The following is a 20,322-nucleotide window of genomic DNA, read 5'->3' as shown; positions in this document are numbered from 1 at the left end:
GACCGTCGCAGATTGCGACTGGGACGGCTGTCCCAGAATCGGTCACAAAGTGTCACGACCGGAGGCTGGGATTCACGAGACCCCGGTCGCAGCAGCGCCTAGAGTGTGAAACAGACAACAATTGTCCTCACTTCAGGCTGCAACGGAGGCACCATGCCGGACATCACCAAGTTCTACATCGACGGCCAGTGGGTCGAGCCCGCAGAGCTCAACCTCATCGACGTCATCAACCCGGCCACCGAGAAGTCGGCCGGTCAGGTCGCCATCGGTGGTGCCGCCGACGTCGACGCCGCGGTCGCCGCCGCCCGCCGGGCTTTCGTCACCTGGGGGCAGACCACCGTCTCCGAGCGTCTCGAGGTGCTCAACCGGATCATCGCCGAATACCAGAACCGCATGGGCGACCTCGCCGCCGCGGTCACCGAGGAGATGGGCTCGCCGGTCGGCCTGACCAATGCCGCGCAGGTGCCCATCGGTCTCGGCCACCTGATGACCGCCGCCGCCCAGCTCCCGGAATACAAGTTCGTCGAGGATCGCGGCAGCTCGCGCATCGCCAAGGAGCCGATCGGCGTCTGCGGTTTCATCACCCCGTGGAACTGGCCGCTCAACCAGGTCATGTGCAAGGTCGCCCCGGCCCTGGCCACGGGCTGCACCATGGTCCTCAAGCCGTCGGAGGTCGCACCGTTCAGCGCGGCGATCGTCGCCGAGATCTTCGACGCCGCGGGCGTGCCCGCGGGCGTGTTCAATCTCGTCAACGGTGACGGCCCCGGCGTGGGCGCCGCTCTGGCGAGCCACGAGGGCATCGACATGATCTCGTTCACCGGTTCCACCCGTGCCGGTATCGAGGTCGCCAAGACCGCTGCGCCGACCGTCAAGCGCGTGGCCCAGGAGCTCGGCGGCAAGAGCCCGAACATCATCCTCGACGACGACGACTTCGCGAAGAACGTCGCCGGCGGCATCGCGACGATGATGATGAACTCGGGACAGTCCTGCAATGCTCCGAGCCGGATGCTCGTCCCCGCGAGTCGCGTCGACGAGGTCGCCGAGATCGCCAAGGGCGTCGCCGCCGAGCTCACCGTCGGCGATCCCACCACCGACGTGAAGCTGGGGCCGGTCGTCTCCGAGGCGCAGTTCGACAAGATCCAGGGCCTCATCGAGCGCGCCGTCGCCGACGGTGCCACCGCGGTCGTCGGCGGTGCCGGCCGTCCCGAGGGTCTCGAGACCGGTTACTACGTGAAGCCGACCGTCTTCACCAACGTCACCAACGACATGGAGATCGCCCGCACCGAGGTGTTCGGCCCCGTCCTCGTGGTCATCGCGTACGACTCGATCGACGAAGCGGTCAAGGTCGCCAACGACACCGAATACGGCCTCGCCGGCTACGTGTCGGGCAAGGACGTCGACGAGGTCCGCCGCATCGGATCGCAGATCCGCGCAGGCTCGATCTCGCTCAACGGCGCCCAGCTCGACCCGAGCGCACCGTTCGGCGGTTACAAGAAGAGCGGCAACGGACGCGAGTGGAGCGACTACGCCTTCGACGAGTTCCTCGAGGTGAAGTCGCTGCTCGGCTTCGGCGCCTGAGGGCGTAGACCTCTCGTACACCCGGTGACGCCGCCGGGCATTCCTGATCGGAGTGCCCGGCGGCGGCGTCGAGCGGTCCCGCCGCGCGGGTCGCGGCACGAGCGGTGGCCGAATCCGATATCTCGCAAGTCCGGACAGAGCTTCGCGAACGTCTTACGCTGGCCGAACGACTTCGACCGCGGCGGCTCGATGCCCCGCGGTCGATTCCACATCTTTCGGGGGAAGAGCGTCCACGTGACGCAAACGGGGGGACAGTGTTTCGAGTTCTTCGCGCGGCGGCTGCCGCGTGTCTGGTGGTTGCGTGCCCGGTGGTTCTGACTCTGGCCGCCACGCCTGCGGTCGCGGCGCCCGCCGAGTCGCGCATCGTGTCGGTGGCGCAGGAGTCACCCACCCGCGCAGCGGTCTGGGTCTACTCGGCGGCGATGTCCAAGAAGATCAAGCTGTTCGTCCTGACGCCACGAGTCAAGACCGGGCCCCGGCCGACGCTCTACCTCCTCGACGGGGCGGGTTCGCGCGGCAACGACAGCGGCTGGCGCGGAGCCGGCAACGTCGATGAGTTCTTCGGCGACAAGGACGTGAACGTCGTGCTCCCGACAGGTGCGTACGGGAGCCAGTACGCCGACTGGGAGCGCCGGGACCCACGGGTGGGCCGACCCATGTGGGAGACGTTCTTGACCAAGGAACTTCCGCCGCTCATCGACGCGCGCTTCGAATCCGATGGTTCCCGGGGTATCGCCGGCGTCTCGATGGGTGGACAGGCGGCGTTCACGATCGCCTCCCGCACCCCGGCGCTGTACCGCGCGGTGGCCTCGATCAGTGGCTGTCCACCGGTGTCCTCGCCGCAGGGCGAGACCTACGTCCGGGCGACACTCGCCCGCGGCGGGGCGAACGCGGACAATCTGTGGGGAACGGTCGGGTCCCGGGGCTGGCGTGACCACGATCCCGCGCTCCGTCTGGACAGCCTCCGCGGGAAGGCCCTCTACCTGTACTCCGGCGCGGGCCGCCTCGGACCCGCCGACATCAAGCGCGACGTGACACCCGAAGAAGGCCTGTACCAGGTGGTGCTTGCCGCGTCATCGGCCTTCGAGATCGCGACCAGCGACTGTTCGCGCCGGTTCGCCGGGCAGTTGCGGCGCGCGGGCCTGCCCTTCACCGACGCCTTGCAGGACGTCGGAACCCACCATTGGTACTACTGGGAGAAGGAACTCCCCAACATGTGGAAGGCCATCGCGCCGGCCCTGTGAGGGGAATCCCGGTACATACGTATCCCCTTGTCCGCGTGGCTACGATCGGCGCATGCAGATCCCCGTCGTGTCCGACACCGGCCCCGTCCTCGACGCCGAGGTGTTCGGCGAGGGCGAACCGCTCCTGCTCATCGGCGGCATGTCCGCACACCGCGGGATGTGGACCGACGAGCTCCTCGACGAGTTGACGCCGCACTTCTCGGTTGCCGTCTACGACCACCGGGGCATCGGGGCGAGCAGTCGCGCCGAGGGGCCGTTCACCATCGCCGACCTGGCCGACGACGCCCGCGGAATCCTCGACGGACTCGACTGGGACAGCGCCCACGTCCTCGGTACCTCCATGGGCGGCATGATCGCGCAGGAACTCGCCCTCGCCGCCCCGGACCGCGTGCGCAGTCTCGTCCTCGGGTGCACCACCGCGGGTGGCCCCGGAGCCATCGGCGCGCCCGGCGCGATCCGCCTCGTCGAGGCGATCTCCTCCCGCGACGCCACGCGCGTCGCCCGCACCGCGTTCGAGGTCAATCTGTCGCCCGGGTACACCGCCCACACCGGGGCGTTCGACCGTTTCGTGTCGATGTCGACGCAGCGCCGCGTGCCGTCGGCCGTCGTCGCGTGGCAGGCGGGCGCATGCGCGGGACACGACACCCGCGACCGGATCGGATCACTCACCATGCCGACCGCGGTCATCCACGGGGACGTCGACGAGGTGATCGCGGTCGCCGAGGGCGAGCGTCTGGCCGATCTCATCCCGCAGGCGACCCTGACACGGTGGGCCGGCGTCGGGCACATGTTCTGGTGGGAACGTCCGGGCGACACCGCCGAGGTCGTCAGGAAAATTGCCCGAGAAAATCCGTCGGGCCGGTAACACCGGTCCCCTCTCCGAACGACATCCCTGACATCGGCACCGTGTGATCGGACGGCCGCGTATGTCAGGAGCTCCATGTCGCACTCGCACAGCGAACCGCCCGTTCCCTCCACCCCCGCGGGCCAGACGCCCGAGTCGCCGCGCAGATTCTCACCTCGACGCCGAGTCCTCACCGGCATCTCGGTGGTCGTGATCCTCACCCTCGGCCTGTTCGGGGCGAGCACGCTGCTCAACTCGTCGAACACCGCAAGCGCCTTGCGCGGGCATCCCGAGGTCCTGCGACCGGGGTGTACCTGGGACAAGTCGGGCAACTACGTCCAGAACTGCAAGGTGTGGTCGGAGTCGCAGAAGCGCGAGGTGATCGTCCAGATCCGCGCCTCGAGCGGCAGCGACAGCGGCGTCTACCTGCTCGACGGCATGCGGGCCAGCGAGACCCGCTCGGCGTGGACCACCGATGTCCAGGCCGCCAAGGTCTACGACGCCAAGGCCGACACCACCCTGGTGATGCCGGTGGGCGGCGCGTCGTCGTTCTACACCGACTGGGACGGCGGCGCCGGTGACAAGAACACGATCATCAAGCAGGAGACGTTCCTGACCTCGGAGCTGCCGGGCTACCTCGAACGCGAGTTCGGCGTGGCACGCAACAACAACGCGATCATCGGACTGTCGATGTCCGGCGGACCGGCGGTGACCCTTGCCGAGCGCCACCCGGAACAGTTCAAGGTGGTCCAGGCGATGTCGGGTTACTACCAGACCGACAACCCGGTCGGCGCCCTCGGCGTCATGGCCACTCAGACGATGGTCTCGAACTACGTCAACGGCGTCGTGAACATGTGGGGCGCGCCGGGAAGTACCCGCTGGACCGACAACGACCCGTCGAAGAACCTCACCCAGTTGGCCGACAACGGCCAGGTCCTCATCATCTCCTCGGGCAACGGATTCCTGTCCCCCTCGGAGATGGCCAAGCTGTCGCCGCAGGACCAGCTCAGCGCGATGGCACTCGAGATCCTGTCCGCGGTGTCGACCGTGCTCATGCAGCTGCAGGCGAAGCAGGCCGGCGTATCGGTGATCTCGTTGCCGAACTACGGCGGCCACACCTGGGAGAACTGGGGACGGGCCCTCGGCGACGGTAAGGACCACGTGCTGACCACGCTGCGCAACAACCCGCCGGTGACCGCGAAGACGACGGTCGTCTCCGCCTCGGGCGAACCCGATCCCGAGGCACCCGCGAAGGTGACCCTCGCGGCGAAGAAGGCAGCCGAGGAATCGCCGGCCCTCGACCTCTTCGGTCTGTCCGCCACGGACTCCTCCGCATCCGAATCCGCTTCGGAGTCGGCGTCCTCTGCCGCCGAGTCCTCGTCGGCCGAGTCGTCCTCATCGGAGTCCTCGTCGGCCGGACTCGCTCCGTCCGCGGTCTCGGGGTCGGAGTCGGTGGACGCGACCGCCCCGGAGTCCAGCACCGAGACCAGCGCGCCGAATGCACCGCGGCTCGCCCCCAGGGGTCCGGGCTCGTCGGCCCCCAGCAGCTCGAGCACCACCCCGGTTCCGTCTCGCTGAACCCACTCCACGCTCGCCGTTTCCCTACCCGCTCACCGAAATCGGGTGAGCGGGTACGGGACAGGTGAGCGACCGGTCCTCGACGGCCCGATCTGCTGCTAGCGTTCAGCCATGACCGCCGCCGACCACGATCTCGCCGATCTCGTCGGCGTCGACACGACCGTCGTGGTCCTGGCCTCCGGAGCGATCCTCGTCTGGGCGCTCGCGCTGGGTGTGTGGAAATACCACGGCATCCGCACCTCGCCGGAGCGGACGGCGCACGTGTACGTCGACATCGCGCATCGGGCGGCACTGATGTACTCGTTCGCCACCCTCGTGCTCGCGGCACTGGTCGCGCTCAGCGCCTTTCCGACGGCCGTCAACGTGATCGCGGCCGCGGTCCCGATCGTCTTCTTCGTCGGCGCGATCGCCGCGTACTGCGTCCACGGGGCCCTGCGGGACACCACGAATCAGTTCGTCGATCCGACGCGCGGCACCTACCTGTTCATGCTCGCGCTCATCGTCGGCGAGATCGGCGGCGTACTGGTCCTGGTGGCCGGTGTGCTGGTGCGAGTCGCGTGAGGGGTGCTCCGCGGCTCACCGGTCCGCGGTGTGGCCGCGCAACCACGTCGTGACCGCGTCGAGCACCACCTGCCGCTCGGGCTCGTTGAAGATCTCGTGGAACAGGTCGTCGTAGATCACGAGCGTCTTGTCCGCCGACCCGGCGAGTCGCTCGACGAGTTCGCTACCGCGCGGATCGGTGAGCGCGTCCTCGCTGCCGTGCATCACCAGGACGGGCACCTGCAACGACGGTAGGCGCTCGGGAAACGACCGCATGGTGCCGATCATCGCGCCGCCGAGTCCGGCCGGGATCTTGCCGCGCGTCACGAGCGGATCGGCGTCGTAGGCGGCGACGACGGCCGGGTCCCGGGAGATGCTCGACGAGCTCAGCTCGGTGGTGGGCAACCCCGGTGCGATCCGTCCGATCAGCGGCGCGAATCGCACGGCCAGGTCGGGCAGGTCGTCGCCGGGCAGAACGGCGGCGCCCGACAGGATCAGACCGTCGAGCTTGTCCTGGTGATCGAGCGCGTAATCGAGGGCGATGCACCCGCCCATGCTGTGCCCGATCAGAAACGTCGGGACGCTTCCGTCGGCGACGTGGGCGAGGACGGTGTCGAGGTCGTCGGTGAAGTCGGCGAACCGGCGTAGCCGAAGGCGCTTGCCACCCGACCGTCCGTGACCGACATGGTCCGGGATGGCCACCAGGTAACCCTCGTCGACGAGCCGCTCGGCCACATGCAGATATCGCCGACCGTGCTCGGCGAGACCGTGCACCACGACGACGACGCCGCGCGGACTCTCCTGGGGCCGATGGATGTCATAGACGATGGTGTGCCCGTGCCGACCGCGAAAACTGTGTTCTTCCGGTGTCATTCCCTGATCTCGTTTCGATGTTCAGCGCCAGCCGAGCCGGGCGACCACGGACTTGCCCGCCGACTCCAGGGCGCCCAGCGGCTTGAGGGCGGTTTCGCCGATACCGACGAGCGCCTCGACCCGTCCGACGACGCGCTCGAGCCGGCCGACGATGTCGGACATGCGGTCGACGGTGGCGTCGACCTGGTCCAGGGTCCCCGAGAGGCGCACGAGCGTCGAGTCGAGTTTCGCGATGGTCGAGTTCAGTCCGTCCAGCGTCGGTCCGAGTCCGTCGAGGGTCTCGCCCATGTCGGCGAGGATGCCCTCGAGTTGTTCGACGGTCACATCGGCATTGAGTGCGGCCTGCGCCAGCTTCTTGATGCGCTGACGTTCCGGCGGTCTCGGTGATGCGTGCTCGCCCCTGTCGGCCATGGGGTGGATTATGGCCCATCCGGGCCGCGCCGGGTGCCGGGTCGGGCGAACCCTTCGAGGCTCGTCGCCATCGCTCCTCGCACCACAGGAGCAGCGGGGCGGCGGTCGTGACCTGACAAGCTCTCGTGACCGACAGACCCTCACGCGAGCTGCGGGGCGACCTCCGAGGCGACCAGCTCGAGGTGGTCGAGGTCCGACAGATCCAGGGTCTGCAGATACATGCGTGTGACGCCCAGCTCACCGTAGGTCGCGATCTTCGCGGCCACCTCGTCCGGCGTTCCCGCAGCCCCGTTCTCGCGCAGCTCCTCCGGCTCCCGGCCGATGGCCTCCGCCCGGCGCCGGAACTCGGCTTCGTCGCGGCCGCAGCACAATACGAGCGCCGCGGAGTAGGTGAGGGACGCGGGGTCGCGACCCGCGTCCAGACACGCCGTGCGGACGCGTCCGATGAGATCACCGGCGACGTCGAGGGGTTGGAACACGACATTGAACTCGTCGGCGAAACGCGCCGCCAGCGCGGGTGTCCGCTTCTTGCCGCTGCCTCCGATGATGATCGGCGGGCGCGGACTCTGCACGGGTTTGGGCAGGGCCGGTGACCGCGAGAGGTGAAAGTGCTTGCCCTCGTAGTCGAACTCGTCACCCAGCGGGGTCTGCCAGAGCCCGGTGATGATCTCGAGGTTCTCCTCGAGGCGGTCGAACCGCTCCTTCAACGGCGGGAACGGAATCCCGTACGCCTCGTGCTCGCGCTCGTGCCAACCCGTCCCGATCCCCAATTCGACACGGCCACCGCTCATCTGGTCGACCTGGGCGACCGCGATCGACAACGGTCCGGGCAGGCGGAAAGTGGCCGACGACACAAGGGTCCCCAACCGGATGCGTGAGGTCTCGCGGGCCAGGCCGGCCAATGTGATCCACGCGTCGGTGGGTCCGGGTAGGCCGTCGCCGCCCATGCCGGTGAAATGGTCGGAACGGAAGAATGCGTCGTAACCCAGTTCCTCGGTCGCCTTGGCGACGGTGAGCAGGTCGTCGTAGGTCGCACCCTGCTGGGGCTCGGTGAAGATTCTCAGCTGCACGTTTTCAACCTACGCCGAGTGGGCACACCTCCGATGGCGAGGCGGCGTCCGGCCGGACCCCATCCGGCCCGACGGCCATTCCGAATCGCTCCACGCACGACACCGTTCCTCGACAAAGGAGTTCCATCATGAAGACGGTCACTCGCACAGCACTTGGATTCGTCGTCGCAGCCGCAGGTGCGACCGCGGTATCGCTCGCAGCCGCACCGTCCGCGAGCGCAGCACCCACCATCTGTCCGGCGCTGCCCGGACAGTCCGCGTCGGCGGACTCCTGCAGTGCGGAATCCGGCCCGTCCGGACTCGCACTGGCCATCACCGACAACGGCGGCATCGCCTCCTCCACCGCCGACAACTTCGCCGGACCCGCGGCGATCGCCCTCGGCCCCGGCGCGACGGTCACCATGGACGGAATACGCCCCGGACTCGCCATCGGTATCGCTGGGCCCGGCGGCGAAGTCGTCGTCGATGGCAAGAACGGGCCGACCTGCAAGGGACCGGCATTCGCGGGCGACTTCCAGACCTTCAAGGGCTGCCTGTCCTGACGCCGCTCCCCTTCCGCCACAGGGATTTTCAGCGCAGCCGCCCTGCTCCCTGAGGGTGTGCGATTCTTTCGGATCAGGGCTTTGCGCGTCAGGACAGCAGCCCGCGCACGTATGCGGCCTGACCGATGTGCTGGGTGTCGTCGTCGATCACGCTGAGGAGTCGTACGCCCAGCGTGACCGGCGGGTCCCAGTTCCGGTCGACGATGCGATCGAGATCTGAATCGGTCAGCGCGTCGATGTAGTCGACGCTCACCGCGTGGGTTGCGTCGTAGTAGTCACGGAGCAGGCCTGCGTCGTCGACGATCACCCGTGCCGCCTCGTCGGCGGATTGCCCGTACCCGATCTCCGCCGGGGAGAACGGGAGACCGAAGCGGTCGGCCCATCCACCCGTCGTCCAGACCTCGTCGGACCCGGCCACGTCGGCGACGTGGGAGTCCTGCACGCGGGTCAGATGCCACACGAGCCAGGCGATCGTGTTGGCACCGGGTGCCGGTGCGGTGTTCAACAGCTCAGACGTGGCCCCGTCGAGAACGGCGTGAACGTTCTCGGCAACTCGTCCGAGACCGTCGAGCAAGACCTCTGAAGATCGCATGGAGCAAGTTTAGGTTCGCCGTGGGCACAACGATGGCTACTCCCTCGATCCGGCAGCATCATTCCTCCGGTGTCAGAACCGAACACCCCCCGCAAGATCCGTTTCAACGCCTTCGACATGAACTGCGTTGCGCACCAGTCGCCCGGACTGTGGCGTCACCCCGACGACCGGTCGCGGAACTACAACACCATCGACTACTGGGTTGACCTCGCCCGACTGCTGGAGACCGGCGGATTCGACGGCCTGTTCATCGCCGATGTCCTCGGCACCTACGACGTGTACGCCGGCAACGACGAAGCCGCGATCCGCCAAGGTGCGCAGATCCCCGTGAACGACCCGCTGCTGCTGGTCTCGGCGATGGCGCACGCCACCGAGCACCTCGGCTTCGGGGTCACCACCGGCACCGGTTTCGAGCATCCCTACCCGTTCGCCCGCCGTCTCTCGACGCTGGATCACCTCACCCGCGGCCGGATCGGCTGGAACGTCGTCACGGGTTATCTCCCTGCCGCGGCCCGCAACATGGGCGCCGACGACCAGCTCGAGCACGACGAGCGCTACAACCAGGCCGACGAGTACCTGACCGTGCTGTACAAGCTGTGGGAGGGTTCGTGGGAGCGCGATGCGGTGCTCCGGGATCGTGAGGCGGGCATCTTCGCCGACCCGGCCCGGGTCCACCACATCGGTCATCGCGGCAAGCATTTCACCGTGCCGGGAATCCATCTCGCCGAGCCCTCGCCACAGGGTTCGCCGGTCATCTACCAGGCCGGCGCCTCGCCGCGCGGTCGCCGCTTCGCCGCGGAGAACGCGGAGGCGATCTTCGTCGCCGCGCCGACCAAGGCCATCCTGCGCGACGTCGTGAGCAAGGTGCGCGACGAACTGGTCCTCGCCGGGCGCGACCCGTACGACGCGAAGATCTACACGCTGCTGACGATCATCACCGATTCGACACCGGAGGCCGCCCGCGCCAAGGCCGCGGAGTACCAGTCCTACGCCAGCGCAGAGGGCGCACTGGTCTTCATGTCGGGATGGATGGGCATCGACCTGGCCGGTTACGAGATCGACGAACCGATCGGCAACGTGCACAGCAATGCCATCCAGTCGGCGGTGGCCGCGTTCCAGCAGGCCAGCGACACCGGCGAGGAATGGCGCGTGCGCGACATCGCGGCGTGGGGCGGCATCGGCGGGATGGGGCCCGTCCTGATCGGCTCCGGGGACGAGGTGGCCGAAGCCCTGCAGGACTGGGTGACCGAGACCGACGTCGACGGCTTCAACGTCGCCTACGCGGTCACACCCGGATCGTTCGAGGACATCATCACCCACGTGGTACCGGCCCTCGAGCGACGCGGGCTCTACGACCGGTCCTATGTCCCGGGAACCCTGCGCCACAAGCTCTTCGGGCGCGGAGATCAATTGCCCGAGAACCATCGCGGGTCGACCTACCGGGTCGGCGGGGTCAACTCGACCATCGACGATTCGATTCGGGTCACCGGCGCCGGGAGCGGAGCGAGCGGGCCGAATGTCACCGGCGCCGGGAGCGGAGCGAGCGGGCCGAATGTCACCGGCGCCGGGAGCGGAGCGAGCGGGCCGAATGTCACCGGCGCCGGGCGCGGAGCGGAACTGATCGGCGCGGCAGAGGGGAAACTCCGGTGATCGAGGTAGTGGGGCTGACCAAGGTGTTCGGGGTCGGTTCGCCCGATCCGACGACGGTTCTCGACGAGGTCGACTTCACCGTCGATGCCGGTGAGATCTTCGCTGTCGTCGGCCCGTCGGGGGCGGGCAAGAGCACCCTGGCCCGGTGTCTGAACCTGCTGGAACGCCCGACGTCGGGAAGGGTCGTCGTGAACGGTGAGGATCTCACCGCGCTGGGCACCTCGGGTCTTCGCGATGCCCAGCGCCGGATCGGAACAGTGTTCCAGTCGGCGAGTCTGCTGTCCCGCCGCACGGCGGCGCAGAATGTCGCACTGCCTCTCGAATATCTCGGTGCGACAAAGCGGTCGACCGCGTCGAGGGTCGGTGAGCTGCTCGACCTGGTCGGCCTCGCCGACAAGGCCGACCGGTACCCGCATCAGCTGTCCGGCGGTCAGCGACAGCGCGTCGGCATCGCGCGGGCGCTGGCACTCAAACCGTCGGTCCTCCTGTCCGACGAGGCGACGTCGGGTCTGGATCCCGCGGCCACGGACACGTTTCTGCGACTCCTCACCGACGTGCGGGACGAACTGGGCCTCGCGGTGGTGTTCATCACCCATGAGATGGACACGGTCGTGCGCGTCGCCGACACTGTCGGCCGACTCGACCGTGGCCGCATCGTCGAACACGGCCGGCTGGAGCAACTCGTCCTGGACCCGGATTCCGTTCTGGGGCGCGCATTGCGACCGCGTGGCCCGAGCGCCGAGCCGGCGTCGGCCGAGACCCCGGTCTCGGTTGTCTACAACTCCTCGACGGTTCCCGCGGACTGGCTGACGCGCCTGGGCAAGCGCCTCGACCTCTCGATCTCGGTTCTCGGCGCCAACGTCCAGACCATCGACGGGACCGTCTTCGGCGACCTCACCGTGTCGGTGCCGACCGGGCACGCGGCGGCGTTCATCGGCGCCGCGGGCGAGTTGGGCCTGGCTGCAGGGCTTCTCACCGAGGCCACCGTCCAGGGCGGCGCCGGCGAGGAGACACCGGGCGCCTCCGGCACCAAGACAGAGAGCGCCTCCGGCACCAAGGGCGCGGAGGTGGCCGCGTGAGCACCACATACTCGGCGAACATCACGGTGCCGCTCGACGAGATCCCCGACCTGCTCATCCCGGCGGCGATCGACACGGTCCTGATGGTGAGCATCGTGATGGTCGTCGTCCTGGTGGTGGGCGTGCCACTGGGCGCGCTCATCCACAATCTCGCTCCCGGTGGGCTTTTCGCGAGGCGGTCGCTGCACACTCCCCTGTCGTGGGTCATCAGCATCGGGCGTTCGTTGCCCTTCCTGGTGCTGATGACGGCGATCATCCCGTTCACCCGCCTCATCACCGGCACCAACATCGGTATCGCCGCGGCGGTGGTCCCGATGTCGATCGCCGGAATCGCCTTCTTCACACGCATTGTCGAGAATTCGCTCCGGTCGGTCCCGGCGTCGACCATCGACGTCGCACGCGCCTCCGGCGGTTCCAATGCGCAGGTCATCTGGAAGGCACAGGTTCCCGAGGCACTGCCGAGCATCGTGGGCGGTCTGACGATCAACACGATCGCGATGATCGAGTACTCCACCATCGCCGGCACGATCGGCGCGGGCGGACTCGGCTACGTCGCGGTCACCTACGGATACCAGCGATTCGACCAGGGGGTGATGGTCGCCACCATCATCGTGCTCATCGTGACGGTGGCGATCATCCAGGTCGCGGGCGACGCGCTCGCCCGCAGCCTCAACCCGGTCACATCCCGCCGGGTCAATCACTGACCCGGACAACCCCATTCGCACACCGCACCTTGCTCACTCCCTGAGGTGCGTCACACGCGCGACCCATCCACACCCGAAAGGCCACCACCCATGACATAGGACACCGGAGCCACCACCGGCACCTCGCCGGCTTCTCCCGGAACACCCTCTCCCCCTGGCGATTCCGGGATCGAGATCTCGACCCGACGACGCTGGCCGCTGATCGTCGGCGCACTGGTCGTGGTCGCCGTCATCGCCGCGGTGATCGGCTGGCGCTTCCTCGGTTCGGACTCGACGTCCCCGAACGAGACCGCCGGTGCGACACTGACCGTCGTCACCGCCGAGGGCAACGCCTCTGAGCAGGCGCTGGTCGAGTTCATCGCTGACGAGGTCGCACCCCGGTACGACATCAAGGTCGCGTTCAAGGGCCTGTCCGACTCCACGACGCTCAACCGCGCGGTCAGCGACGGGGAGGTCGCCGGCACCGTCTATCAGCACAAGCTGTGGCTGTCGCAGGTCCTCGAGGCCAATCCGGACTTCCAGGAGGAAGCCGCGACCCCGGTCTTCCGCTGGGGATTCGGGATCTGGTCGGACAAGTACCGGAATGTTGCCGACCTGCCGCAGAACGCCCGGGTGTCCCTGTACTCCGATCCCGCCAACGAGGCCCAGGGACTGTGGCTGCTCGAGCGCGCCGGACTGATCACGCTCAAGCCCGGTGTGGACAAGTGGAAGGCTACCCAGAAGGACATCGCGACGAACCCGCGCAACCTGCAGTTCGTCCTGCTCGATTTCGCCGCCCAGTCGCGCTCGCTCGCCGACCTCGATGCGACCGTCGGCTACACCGAGTACTACCTCGCCGCGAACATCGACATCGCCAAGCAGATCTATGCTCCGCCCGCTCCGGACGAGTTCGCCGGGCAGCTGACCATCGGGACGAAATGGAAGGACACCGAGAACATCAAAAACCTGGTCGCCGCTTTCAAAGACCCTGCCGTACAGGAGTTCCTGCGCACCGATCCGCGGGTGAAGGGCATCCTGCTGCCCTTGTGAGCAGCAGCAGCGCCGGAGCACACGCCGTCGCCGCACCCGGGTCGCCCATCGCGACCCGGGTGCGGTACGCATAGGCTCACCGCGTGAGCCGCACACATCACGGGCACGGTCACGCGCATTCGCTGTCCGACATCAGCCACACGCTCTCGCCGTTCGCCCGATGGTTCGTCATCGGAACGCTCGCGGTGACCGCGATCGCGGTCGCCGTCGGGATGGTCGTCCTGTGGCCGTCGGACTCCGAGCACCCGATCCCCACCCAGTTCCGGTCCGCCGACGGCGGGCCGATCACGACGGTCGACGGCGAGATCGTGGACCAGTTCCATGCGAACTGCCTCAACTCGGTGGCCGGGTCGGTGCTCGAGACCGCCGACATCCCGGTGAACCCGGTCCCGGGCGGACCGTGCATCCTCAACGCGGTCCGGTTCTCCTCCGGCGAAGCAGCCGGTCAGTACACGGTGTTGGAGATCCCGACGAACCGGGCGCAGGCCGGATCGGGGCCCGACACCGTTGCACCCGCGGCCGGCACCCTCGACGACCCGCAGGCCGGGCAGCCGACGCTGAACGTCGGGGACGGCATCCGGCTCTCGACCGTCCCCGGACCCGACGGCAACCGGTACACCTTCTTCGACTTCCAGCGTGGCTCGGCGATCATCTTCTGGGCCGTGCTGTTCATCGCCGCGATCGTGCTGGTGGCGGCGTGGCGCGGCTTCCGCTCGATCATCGGCCTGGCGATCGCCTTCGGAATCCTCACGGTGTTCACCCTGCCGGCCATCCTCGACGGGGCGTCGCCGGTCGCGGTGGCGATGGTCTCGTCGGCGGCGATCCTGTTCGTGGTCCTCTACCTCGCGCACGGGGTGAGCTTGCGGACGAGTTCGGCTCTCCTCGGGACGCTGACTTCCCTTCTCCTCGCCGGCTTTCTGAGTTGGCTCGCCATCCGGACGATGAACCTCACCGGCCTGTCCGGCGATCAGACCACCAATCTGCAGGTGTACCAGGGCAACATCTCGGTCAGCGGCCTCCTGCTCGCCGGGTTCATCATCGGCACCCTCGGCGTGCTCAACGACGTCACGATCACCCAGGCCTCCGCGGCGTTCGAACTGGCCGCGGCCGGCGAACCCTCTCGATTGGCGACCTTCAGCGCCGCGATGCGCGTGGGTCGCGACCACATCGCCAGCACGGTGTACACCCTCGTCTTCGCCTACGCGGGCAGTGCCCTACCGCTGATGCTGTTGTTCTCGGTGGCCCAGCAACCGCTGGGCGGACTGCTCACGACCGACGTCGTCGCGGTGGAGCTGGCCCGGTCCTTCGTCGGCGGTATCGCGATCGCGCTGTCGGTTCCGTTGACGACGGCCATCGCCGCCGCGCTCACCACTCCGGCGGGCGCGGCACGGACGACCGCCGCGCACGCCGCGGCCGGATGACGGTCAGCACCTGCCCTTCGGCAGGTCGGCCAGATTCTTGCCGAGCCAGTTGCCCAGGCGCGTCAGCATCTTGGTGCCATCGGTGAACGACCCGCTACGCGGTATCGCGGCCATCGACACCGCCACCTGACCGCCGGTCGTGCTGATGATGCCCAGCTGGCGGACGAGGTGCGCCGACGATTTCGACGTCGCCGGACCCCACCCGCCCTTGACCGCGGTCACCGCACCCTGATTGCGTCCCACCTTCGCGATGCCCCATTGCTGATTCGGGGCGACCCCGCTCATCAGCCGGACGATGTGCTCGCTGCCGGGGAGGCACGGCAGGTGGGCACCGAAGATCGCCTGGTCGCGCAATGCCCACGACGTGTGTCCGGGGTACGACGGCGGGTTGTCGACCTCGGAGGACACATGTGTCCGGACATCGTGACCTTCGCGCAGGACTGCGCTGACGGCATCGACGGAAGCCTGTCCGCCACCGAGCACCCCCCACAGCTCGCCGGCGGCGTCGTTGTCGGAGAACGTGATCGCCTTGTCCTCCATCGCGGCGACCGCCGGCCCGCGCTCGCGTTGCGCGGCCAGCGAGACCGGGACCTTCATCGTCGACCACGCGCGCCCCGATTTGAGCGATCCGAGGGATATGACCTCATCGCCGCCAACCGGCACGATCGCGATCCCGAGCTGTCCGGGCAACGACTTCCGCATCGACTTCGTCAAGGCGGCATAGCTCCTCGCCAGCTTCTTGTCGAGCGGCTCGGGCGGTTTGAACCACGTCGCGAAGGGCTCCGGCAACGGCGGCAGCACGGGGAGCGGTATCGCCGTCGCCGAGCCCGCACCGATCACGACCGACATCGCAACCGCGCAGAACACCACGCCGATCCTTGTCACAACTTTCACAATTGTCTCCTGAGTCACTCCAGTCACATGAGCCTAGGGTGGTTCGGGAGCATGGACCAGGCTGTATACCCAATCGGAACCTTGCTGCGACCGGTGTCACATCTGACCACCGGAGACGTCAGGCGGGGCAGCGACCGCGCGGAAGGGCGGCCAGGTTCGTGTCGAGCCAGTTGGCCACCGAGTTCAGCGCCGCGATCCCGCCGGACATCGAGCCCCCGACCGCGCTCATGGCCACCGCGGTTCGTTGGCCGTCGCGAAAGGAGAGGATTCCGATCTGTCGGACGAGGTATCCGTCGGTCATCCCGGGACCCCAGCCGCCCTTGACTGCGGTCGCGCGCGGTGCCGGCATGATCTCGATGCCCCACTGCTGGTTTCCGGACACCCGGCCCATGAGCGCGACCACGTTCCGCGCACCGGCGATGCACGGCAGTCCAGCGGTGAAGGTCGCCGCGTCGGGCAACGACCACACGGTCTGCCCGAAGACGGTGAAGCCCGCACGACGCTGCGTCGCCGGGACCACCGTCGTGGAGTCGCCACCATCACGCAGCACCGCCGTCACCGCGCCGGCCGCGGCCTGTCCGCCGCCGAGCGAGGACCAGAGGCTTTCGGCAGCGGCGTTGTCGGAGTCGACGATCGCGGCGCGCGCCGCCGGACTCGGGCCGTTGGCGCGTTCCGCAGCCACGGCCAGCGGAACCTTGATCGTCGACCAGGCCACCCTGGGCATGTCGTCACCGAGCGTCAGCGCCGGGACGACCTGCCCGCCGACGGGTGCGATCGCGATACCGACGGTCAGTCCCGTCGACGCCGCGACCTTCCCGAATGCGGCGGCCAGTCCCCCGTACGACGCACGTGGGACCGTCGGCGACGAGGCCGGCGCGTTCGGGCCGGGCCCGGCGGATATCGATACAGACGAGTCCGCGGTCACCGTCACGGTGACCGGGTCGATGGGCTCCGGATCGGGGTCGCCCGCGCATCCCGCGAGGAGCGCAATGGCGCCGAGTACGACGATCCCTCGGGTCCTCAGAGTCGGCGTGTGTCGTGACAACCGGTCGGCGATCCCCATCAGTAGATGTGCACCACAGCGTCATTGCCTCCACGGCACGCGACGATCGCGCCCTCGGGTACACAGTTCATCGCATAGGCCTGGCCGGTGACCGGGCTGATCGCGACGACCACGCGCGGCGCCCGCGCGGCACCGGAACTCGCATACGCGTCGCGGACCGCGAACGCGAACGGGCAACTGGTCACCGGCGAACCGATCCCGACCGTCGCATCGCACGGGCTCGAACCCGGTGGCGGTGCGGCCGGGGCGGCGGGTGCCGGCGGTACGTTCTGGACGGTCGGCGGGGGTGCGACCGTCTCTGTCACCGTGGGCGTCGTCGGTTCGTCGTCGGCCCGGGTCGTGGTGTCGTCGCCCGAGCCCGCGATCAGGACCCCGCCGAGGACGGCGAGTCCGACGAGAGCCACCCCGATCAGCGCGATGAGGACCGGAATAGCTGCCGAGCGCCGCCGTGGCGGTGGATATGCGGGCGGATATCCCGATGGTCCGTACGCCGAGGCGCCGGCGTAAGGACCCGAAAAGTCCGATGGACGCCCACGATCGGGACCCACGGGGTACTGAGCGCCCGAGAACTGCTGCGGCCCCGCGTAATTGTGTGGCCCCGAGAACTGTTGCGGGCCGGAGAACTGCTGTGGCCCCGAGAACTGTTGCGGCCCCGAGAACTGCGTGGTCCCGGCTCCGGTCTCGGGGCCAGTCGTGTGTCGCACCAGTGTCGGCTCGTACACGGGGTCGGTGGGGGCGATGACCGTGTCGGGAGCCCGGACGACACCGGTCGGCGCTTCCGGTGGCACGGGCGGCGGATCGACGAGACCCGGCTCCGACCGGCCCGCGTCTCGAGCATCACCTCCAGCCCCCGGATCCTGCCGGCCTCCGACGAGCGCTGCGCGGGCCGCACGGGCGAGCGCGACCGCGGAATCGTGACGCGATGCGGGATCGGCCGCGAGGGCCGTGCGGATCACCCCGTCCATCGCGGGCGGCACGTCGGCGTTCACCGCGCTCGGCGACGGAGGTGGTGACAGCACCGCCGCCTTGATCGCGGCACTCACCGTCGTCGCCGGATGCGGGACCCGGCCGGTCAGACACTCGAAGAGCACACACGCCAGGGCGTAGATGTCGCTGGCCGCGCTGACCTGCGCAGCGTCGAACAGCTCCGGGGCCATGTACGCGATCGATCCGACAGCCGTACCGGCCTGGGTGAGATGGGTGTCCTCGGCGGCATGGGCGATACCGAAATCGACGAGATAGGCGAAGTCGTTGGCGCCGACGAGGATGTTCTCCGGCTTGATGTCGCGGTGCACAAGCCCCTCGGCATGCGCGGCATCGAGCGCTGCGGCCACCTGTTCGACGATCGACACGGCGCGTTCGGGGGCAAGTCGGGTGTCGCGGGTGAGCAACGCGCGCAGGTCCTCGCCGACAACCAGGCGCATGTCGATGAACAACACCCCGTCGATCTCACCCCAGTCGTGGATCGGAATGACGTGCGGTTCACCGAGGCGGGCCGCGGCATGCGATTCACGACGAAACCGCTCCTGGTACATCGGATCGTGGGCCAGCCCCGGATTGAGCAGCTTGAGGGCGACGACCCGGTCCTTTGTCGTGTCGTACGCGCGGTAGACCTCACCCATCCCGCCACGGCCCAGCAACTCGTCGAGGCGGTACGGCCCGAACTGTGTGTTGACCCGACTCCCACCCATACGCAGGAGCATATGCCCCCAATCGGACACCGTCTGTCGGCCGCTTGATCGCAACTTCCGAGGCCGGCTGTCGCGTCGTGCGCGCGGAGGTCGCCGGCGCGCATGACTACGCTGTGCGTCGTGGCGCCGTGAACTCGGCGGGACCACTTCGGCCTGCCCGCTTCGCTCCTGGCGCCAGGACGGATTCGGCCCGCCGCTTCGCTCCCGGCGCCAGGACCACTTCGGCCCGCCCGCTTCGCTCCCGGCGCCAGGCGCCCCGACCCATGTGAGGAATCACCCGGACATGTCTGCTCTGACCAAAGGCCAGAACGGCCCGTTGTCGACCCCCGATGTCGTCGTCTCCGTGGAGCTCGCGACGGCCGCCGACCTGTCGGCCCTCCTGGTGACCGACCGCGGCGTGGTCCGCACCGACGACGACTTCGTCTTCTACAACCAGCCCTTGGGACCGGGCGTCCGGCTGCAGCAGGTTCCCGGAGGTACGGCGCAACTGCACATCTCGACCGGCGCCATCCCAGCGGACATCGACGCGGTACGCGCGGTGATCACCCTCGACGATGCGTCGACGACCTTCGGGCGGTTCGCGCCGCCGGTCGCGCGGGTCGCCGACTCCGCCGGGCGCCCGCTGTACGACTTCACCGTCACCGGTCTCACCACCGAGTCCGTCGTCGTCGCGCTGGAGGTGTACCGGCGCAACGACGACTGGAAGGTCCGGGCGGTCGGTCAGGGGTACGCGGGTGGTTTCGCCGATCTCGTCCGGGACCACGGGGTCAGCGTCGACGACGAACCACAGGCGGCACCGACCCCGCCCGCACCGGTCAGCTACTCGCGTCCGTCCGCGCCCACGCCGCCCCCGGCCCCGCCACAGCCCACCGCCCCGCCGCAGCCCGCGACTGCACCGCCCTCCCCGACCCCGACCGCCTCCCCGGAGATCAGCCTCCGCAAGGGTGCGCCGGTCAGCCTGGCCAAGGGACAGCGGGTCACTCTGCGCAAGGAGGGCGGAGTGGCGCTCACCGACATCCAGATGGGGTTGGGGTGGGACCCGGTGCGCGGGGGATTCGGTCGCGGGGGCTCGATCGACCTCGACGCCTCGGTCCTCATGTTCTCGGGTGAGAAATGCGTCGAGACCGTCTACTACGGTCATCTCAACAGCAAGAGCCGCTCGATCCTGCACTCCGGGGACAACCTCACCGGCGAGGGCGAGGGCGACGACGAGGTCATCCGCGTTGCGCTGCAGTCGGTTCCACCCGAGGTCGACGCGCTGGTGTTCATCGTGACGTCCTACCGGGGCCACACATTCGAAAAGATCGAGAACGCATACTGCCGGCTCGTCGACGAGACGACATCCGCCGAGCTGGCACGCTACACACTCAAGGGCGGTATGCCGTTCACCGCGGTCGCGATGGCCGTCATCTCCCGCGACGGCGGCGAATGGAAGCTACGCGCGATCGGCGAGGGATTCAACGCGAAGACACCGAAGAAGGCCGTGTCACACGTCGGCCGCTACCTCTGACGCCGATCA

At 68.5% G+C, this 20,322-nt stretch carries 19 protein-coding genes; 12 read left to right on the top strand and 7 right to left on the bottom strand.

Features of this window, described 5'->3' with window-relative positions; all coding sequences use genetic code 11:
- The first annotated feature begins 153 nt into the window (after nt 1-153).
- The 5 genes from AC3B5T_RS14500 to AC3B5T_RS14480 all read left to right on the top strand — a co-directional run bounded on the left by AC3B5T_RS14500 (nt 154) and on the right by AC3B5T_RS14480 (nt 5,805).
- On the top strand, nt 154-1,578 hold the full coding sequence (locus tag AC3B5T_RS14500; protein WP_055474932.1) for an aldehyde dehydrogenase family protein: 1,425 nt from the start codon (nt 154-156) through the stop codon (nt 1,576-1,578).
- 308 nt (nt 1,579-1,886) lie between these two features.
- Complete coding sequence (locus AC3B5T_RS14495; protein WP_055474981.1) at nt 1,887-2,822, top strand: alpha/beta hydrolase; 936 nt, start codon at nt 1,887-1,889, stop codon at nt 2,820-2,822.
- 52 nt (nt 2,823-2,874) lie between these two features.
- Nucleotides 2,875-3,687, top strand: coding sequence for an alpha/beta fold hydrolase (locus tag AC3B5T_RS14490; RefSeq protein WP_055474933.1), 813 nt, complete (start codon nt 2,875-2,877; stop codon nt 3,685-3,687).
- Between the two features lie 75 nt (nt 3,688-3,762).
- Entirely contained in the window at nt 3,763-5,244 is a 1,482-nt protein-coding gene (locus AC3B5T_RS14485; RefSeq protein WP_055474934.1) for an alpha/beta hydrolase, read from the top strand.
- 111 nt (nt 5,245-5,355) lie between these two features.
- The gene (locus AC3B5T_RS14480; protein WP_055474935.1) at nt 5,356-5,805 is read left to right on the top strand and encodes a hypothetical protein; all 450 of its coding nucleotides are present in this window, start codon (nt 5,356-5,358) and stop codon (nt 5,803-5,805) included.
- 15 nt (nt 5,806-5,820) lie between these two features.
- On the opposite strand, the gene AC3B5T_RS14475 is transcribed toward AC3B5T_RS14480, so the two are convergent.
- The 3 genes from AC3B5T_RS14475 to AC3B5T_RS14465 form a co-directional block, all read right to left on the bottom strand.
- Nucleotides 5,821-6,657 (bottom strand): alpha/beta hydrolase, encoded by an 837-nt coding sequence (locus AC3B5T_RS14475; RefSeq protein WP_055474936.1) that lies wholly within the window; start codon nt 6,655-6,657, stop codon nt 5,821-5,823.
- Nucleotides 6,658-6,678: 21 nt separating this feature from the next.
- Nucleotides 6,679-7,068: a hypothetical protein gene (locus tag AC3B5T_RS14470; RefSeq protein ID WP_010841761.1), complete on the bottom strand. Its 390-nt coding sequence runs from the start codon at nt 7,066-7,068 to the stop codon at nt 6,679-6,681.
- 140 nt (nt 7,069-7,208) lie between these two features.
- Nucleotides 7,209-8,138 (bottom strand): LLM class F420-dependent oxidoreductase, encoded by a 930-nt coding sequence (locus AC3B5T_RS14465; protein WP_055474937.1) that lies wholly within the window; start codon nt 8,136-8,138, stop codon nt 7,209-7,211.
- A 128-nt stretch (nt 8,139-8,266) separates the two neighbouring features.
- Between AC3B5T_RS14465 and AC3B5T_RS14460 the strand changes: the two genes are divergently transcribed.
- Nucleotides 8,267-8,680 (top strand): hypothetical protein, encoded by a 414-nt coding sequence (locus tag AC3B5T_RS14460; protein WP_010841759.1) that lies wholly within the window; start codon nt 8,267-8,269, stop codon nt 8,678-8,680.
- A gap of 88 nt (nt 8,681-8,768) precedes the next feature.
- Here the strand turns inward: AC3B5T_RS14460 and AC3B5T_RS14455 are convergent, their stop codons facing one another.
- On the bottom strand, nt 8,769-9,272 hold the full coding sequence (locus AC3B5T_RS14455; protein WP_014926057.1) for a mycothiol transferase: 504 nt from the start codon (nt 9,270-9,272) through the stop codon (nt 8,769-8,771).
- Nucleotides 9,273-9,341: 69 nt separating this feature from the next.
- On the opposite strand from AC3B5T_RS14455, the gene AC3B5T_RS14450 reads away from it, so the two are divergent.
- The 5 genes from AC3B5T_RS14450 (at nt 9,342) to AC3B5T_RS14430 (ending at nt 15,155) form a co-directional block, all read left to right on the top strand.
- Nucleotides 9,342-10,922, top strand: a complete 1,581-nt coding sequence (locus AC3B5T_RS14450) for an LLM class flavin-dependent oxidoreductase (RefSeq protein ID WP_197282743.1) — start codon at nt 9,342-9,344, stop codon at nt 10,920-10,922.
- Entirely contained in the window at nt 10,919-12,001 is a 1,083-nt protein-coding gene (locus AC3B5T_RS14445) for a methionine ABC transporter ATP-binding protein (protein ID WP_055474938.1), read from the top strand. The genes AC3B5T_RS14450 and AC3B5T_RS14445 overlap by 4 nt, the downstream gene beginning before the upstream one ends.
- On the top strand, nt 11,998-12,705 hold the full coding sequence (locus AC3B5T_RS14440; RefSeq protein WP_010841755.1) for a methionine ABC transporter permease: 708 nt from the start codon (nt 11,998-12,000) through the stop codon (nt 12,703-12,705). Before AC3B5T_RS14445 ends, AC3B5T_RS14440 begins: the two co-directional genes overlap by 4 nt.
- A gap of 168 nt (nt 12,706-12,873) precedes the next feature.
- Complete coding sequence (locus AC3B5T_RS14435) at nt 12,874-13,734, top strand: MetQ/NlpA family ABC transporter substrate-binding protein (RefSeq protein ID WP_055474940.1); 861 nt, start codon at nt 12,874-12,876, stop codon at nt 13,732-13,734.
- Between the two features lie 83 nt (nt 13,735-13,817).
- Nucleotides 13,818-15,155, top strand: coding sequence for a YibE/F family protein (locus AC3B5T_RS14430; RefSeq protein WP_010841753.1), 1,338 nt, complete (start codon nt 13,818-13,820; stop codon nt 15,153-15,155).
- Nucleotides 15,156-15,158: 3 nt separating this feature from the next.
- Here AC3B5T_RS14430 and AC3B5T_RS14425 read toward each other — a convergent pair whose 3' ends face one another.
- From AC3B5T_RS14425 to AC3B5T_RS14415, 3 genes are all read right to left on the bottom strand, one after another.
- Nucleotides 15,159-16,004 carry a hypothetical protein gene (locus AC3B5T_RS14425; RefSeq protein WP_197282747.1) on the bottom strand — a complete coding sequence of 282 codons (846 nt, stop codon included), beginning with the start codon at nt 16,002-16,004 and terminating at the stop codon, nt 15,159-15,161.
- Between the two features lie 163 nt (nt 16,005-16,167).
- Entirely contained in the window at nt 16,168-17,112 is a 945-nt protein-coding gene (locus AC3B5T_RS14420) for a serine hydrolase (RefSeq protein WP_488357630.1), read from the bottom strand.
- Nucleotides 17,112-18,803, bottom strand: coding sequence for a serine/threonine-protein kinase (locus AC3B5T_RS14415; protein WP_488357629.1), 1,692 nt, complete (start codon nt 18,801-18,803; stop codon nt 17,112-17,114). The genes AC3B5T_RS14420 and AC3B5T_RS14415 overlap by 1 nt, the downstream gene beginning before the upstream one ends.
- A 283-nt stretch (nt 18,804-19,086) precedes the next feature.
- Between AC3B5T_RS14415 and AC3B5T_RS14410 the strand changes: the two genes are divergently transcribed.
- The gene (locus tag AC3B5T_RS14410; protein WP_488357628.1) at nt 19,087-20,313 is read left to right on the top strand and encodes a TerD family protein; all 1,227 of its coding nucleotides are present in this window, start codon (nt 19,087-19,089) and stop codon (nt 20,311-20,313) included.
- The last annotated feature ends 9 nt before the right edge of the window (nt 20,314-20,322 follow it).

The organism is Gordonia sp. G4 (genome assembly GCF_057770005.1).
The sequence above is the reverse complement of the archived record's forward strand: the minus strand, read 5'-3'. Positions and strand labels throughout refer to the sequence as shown.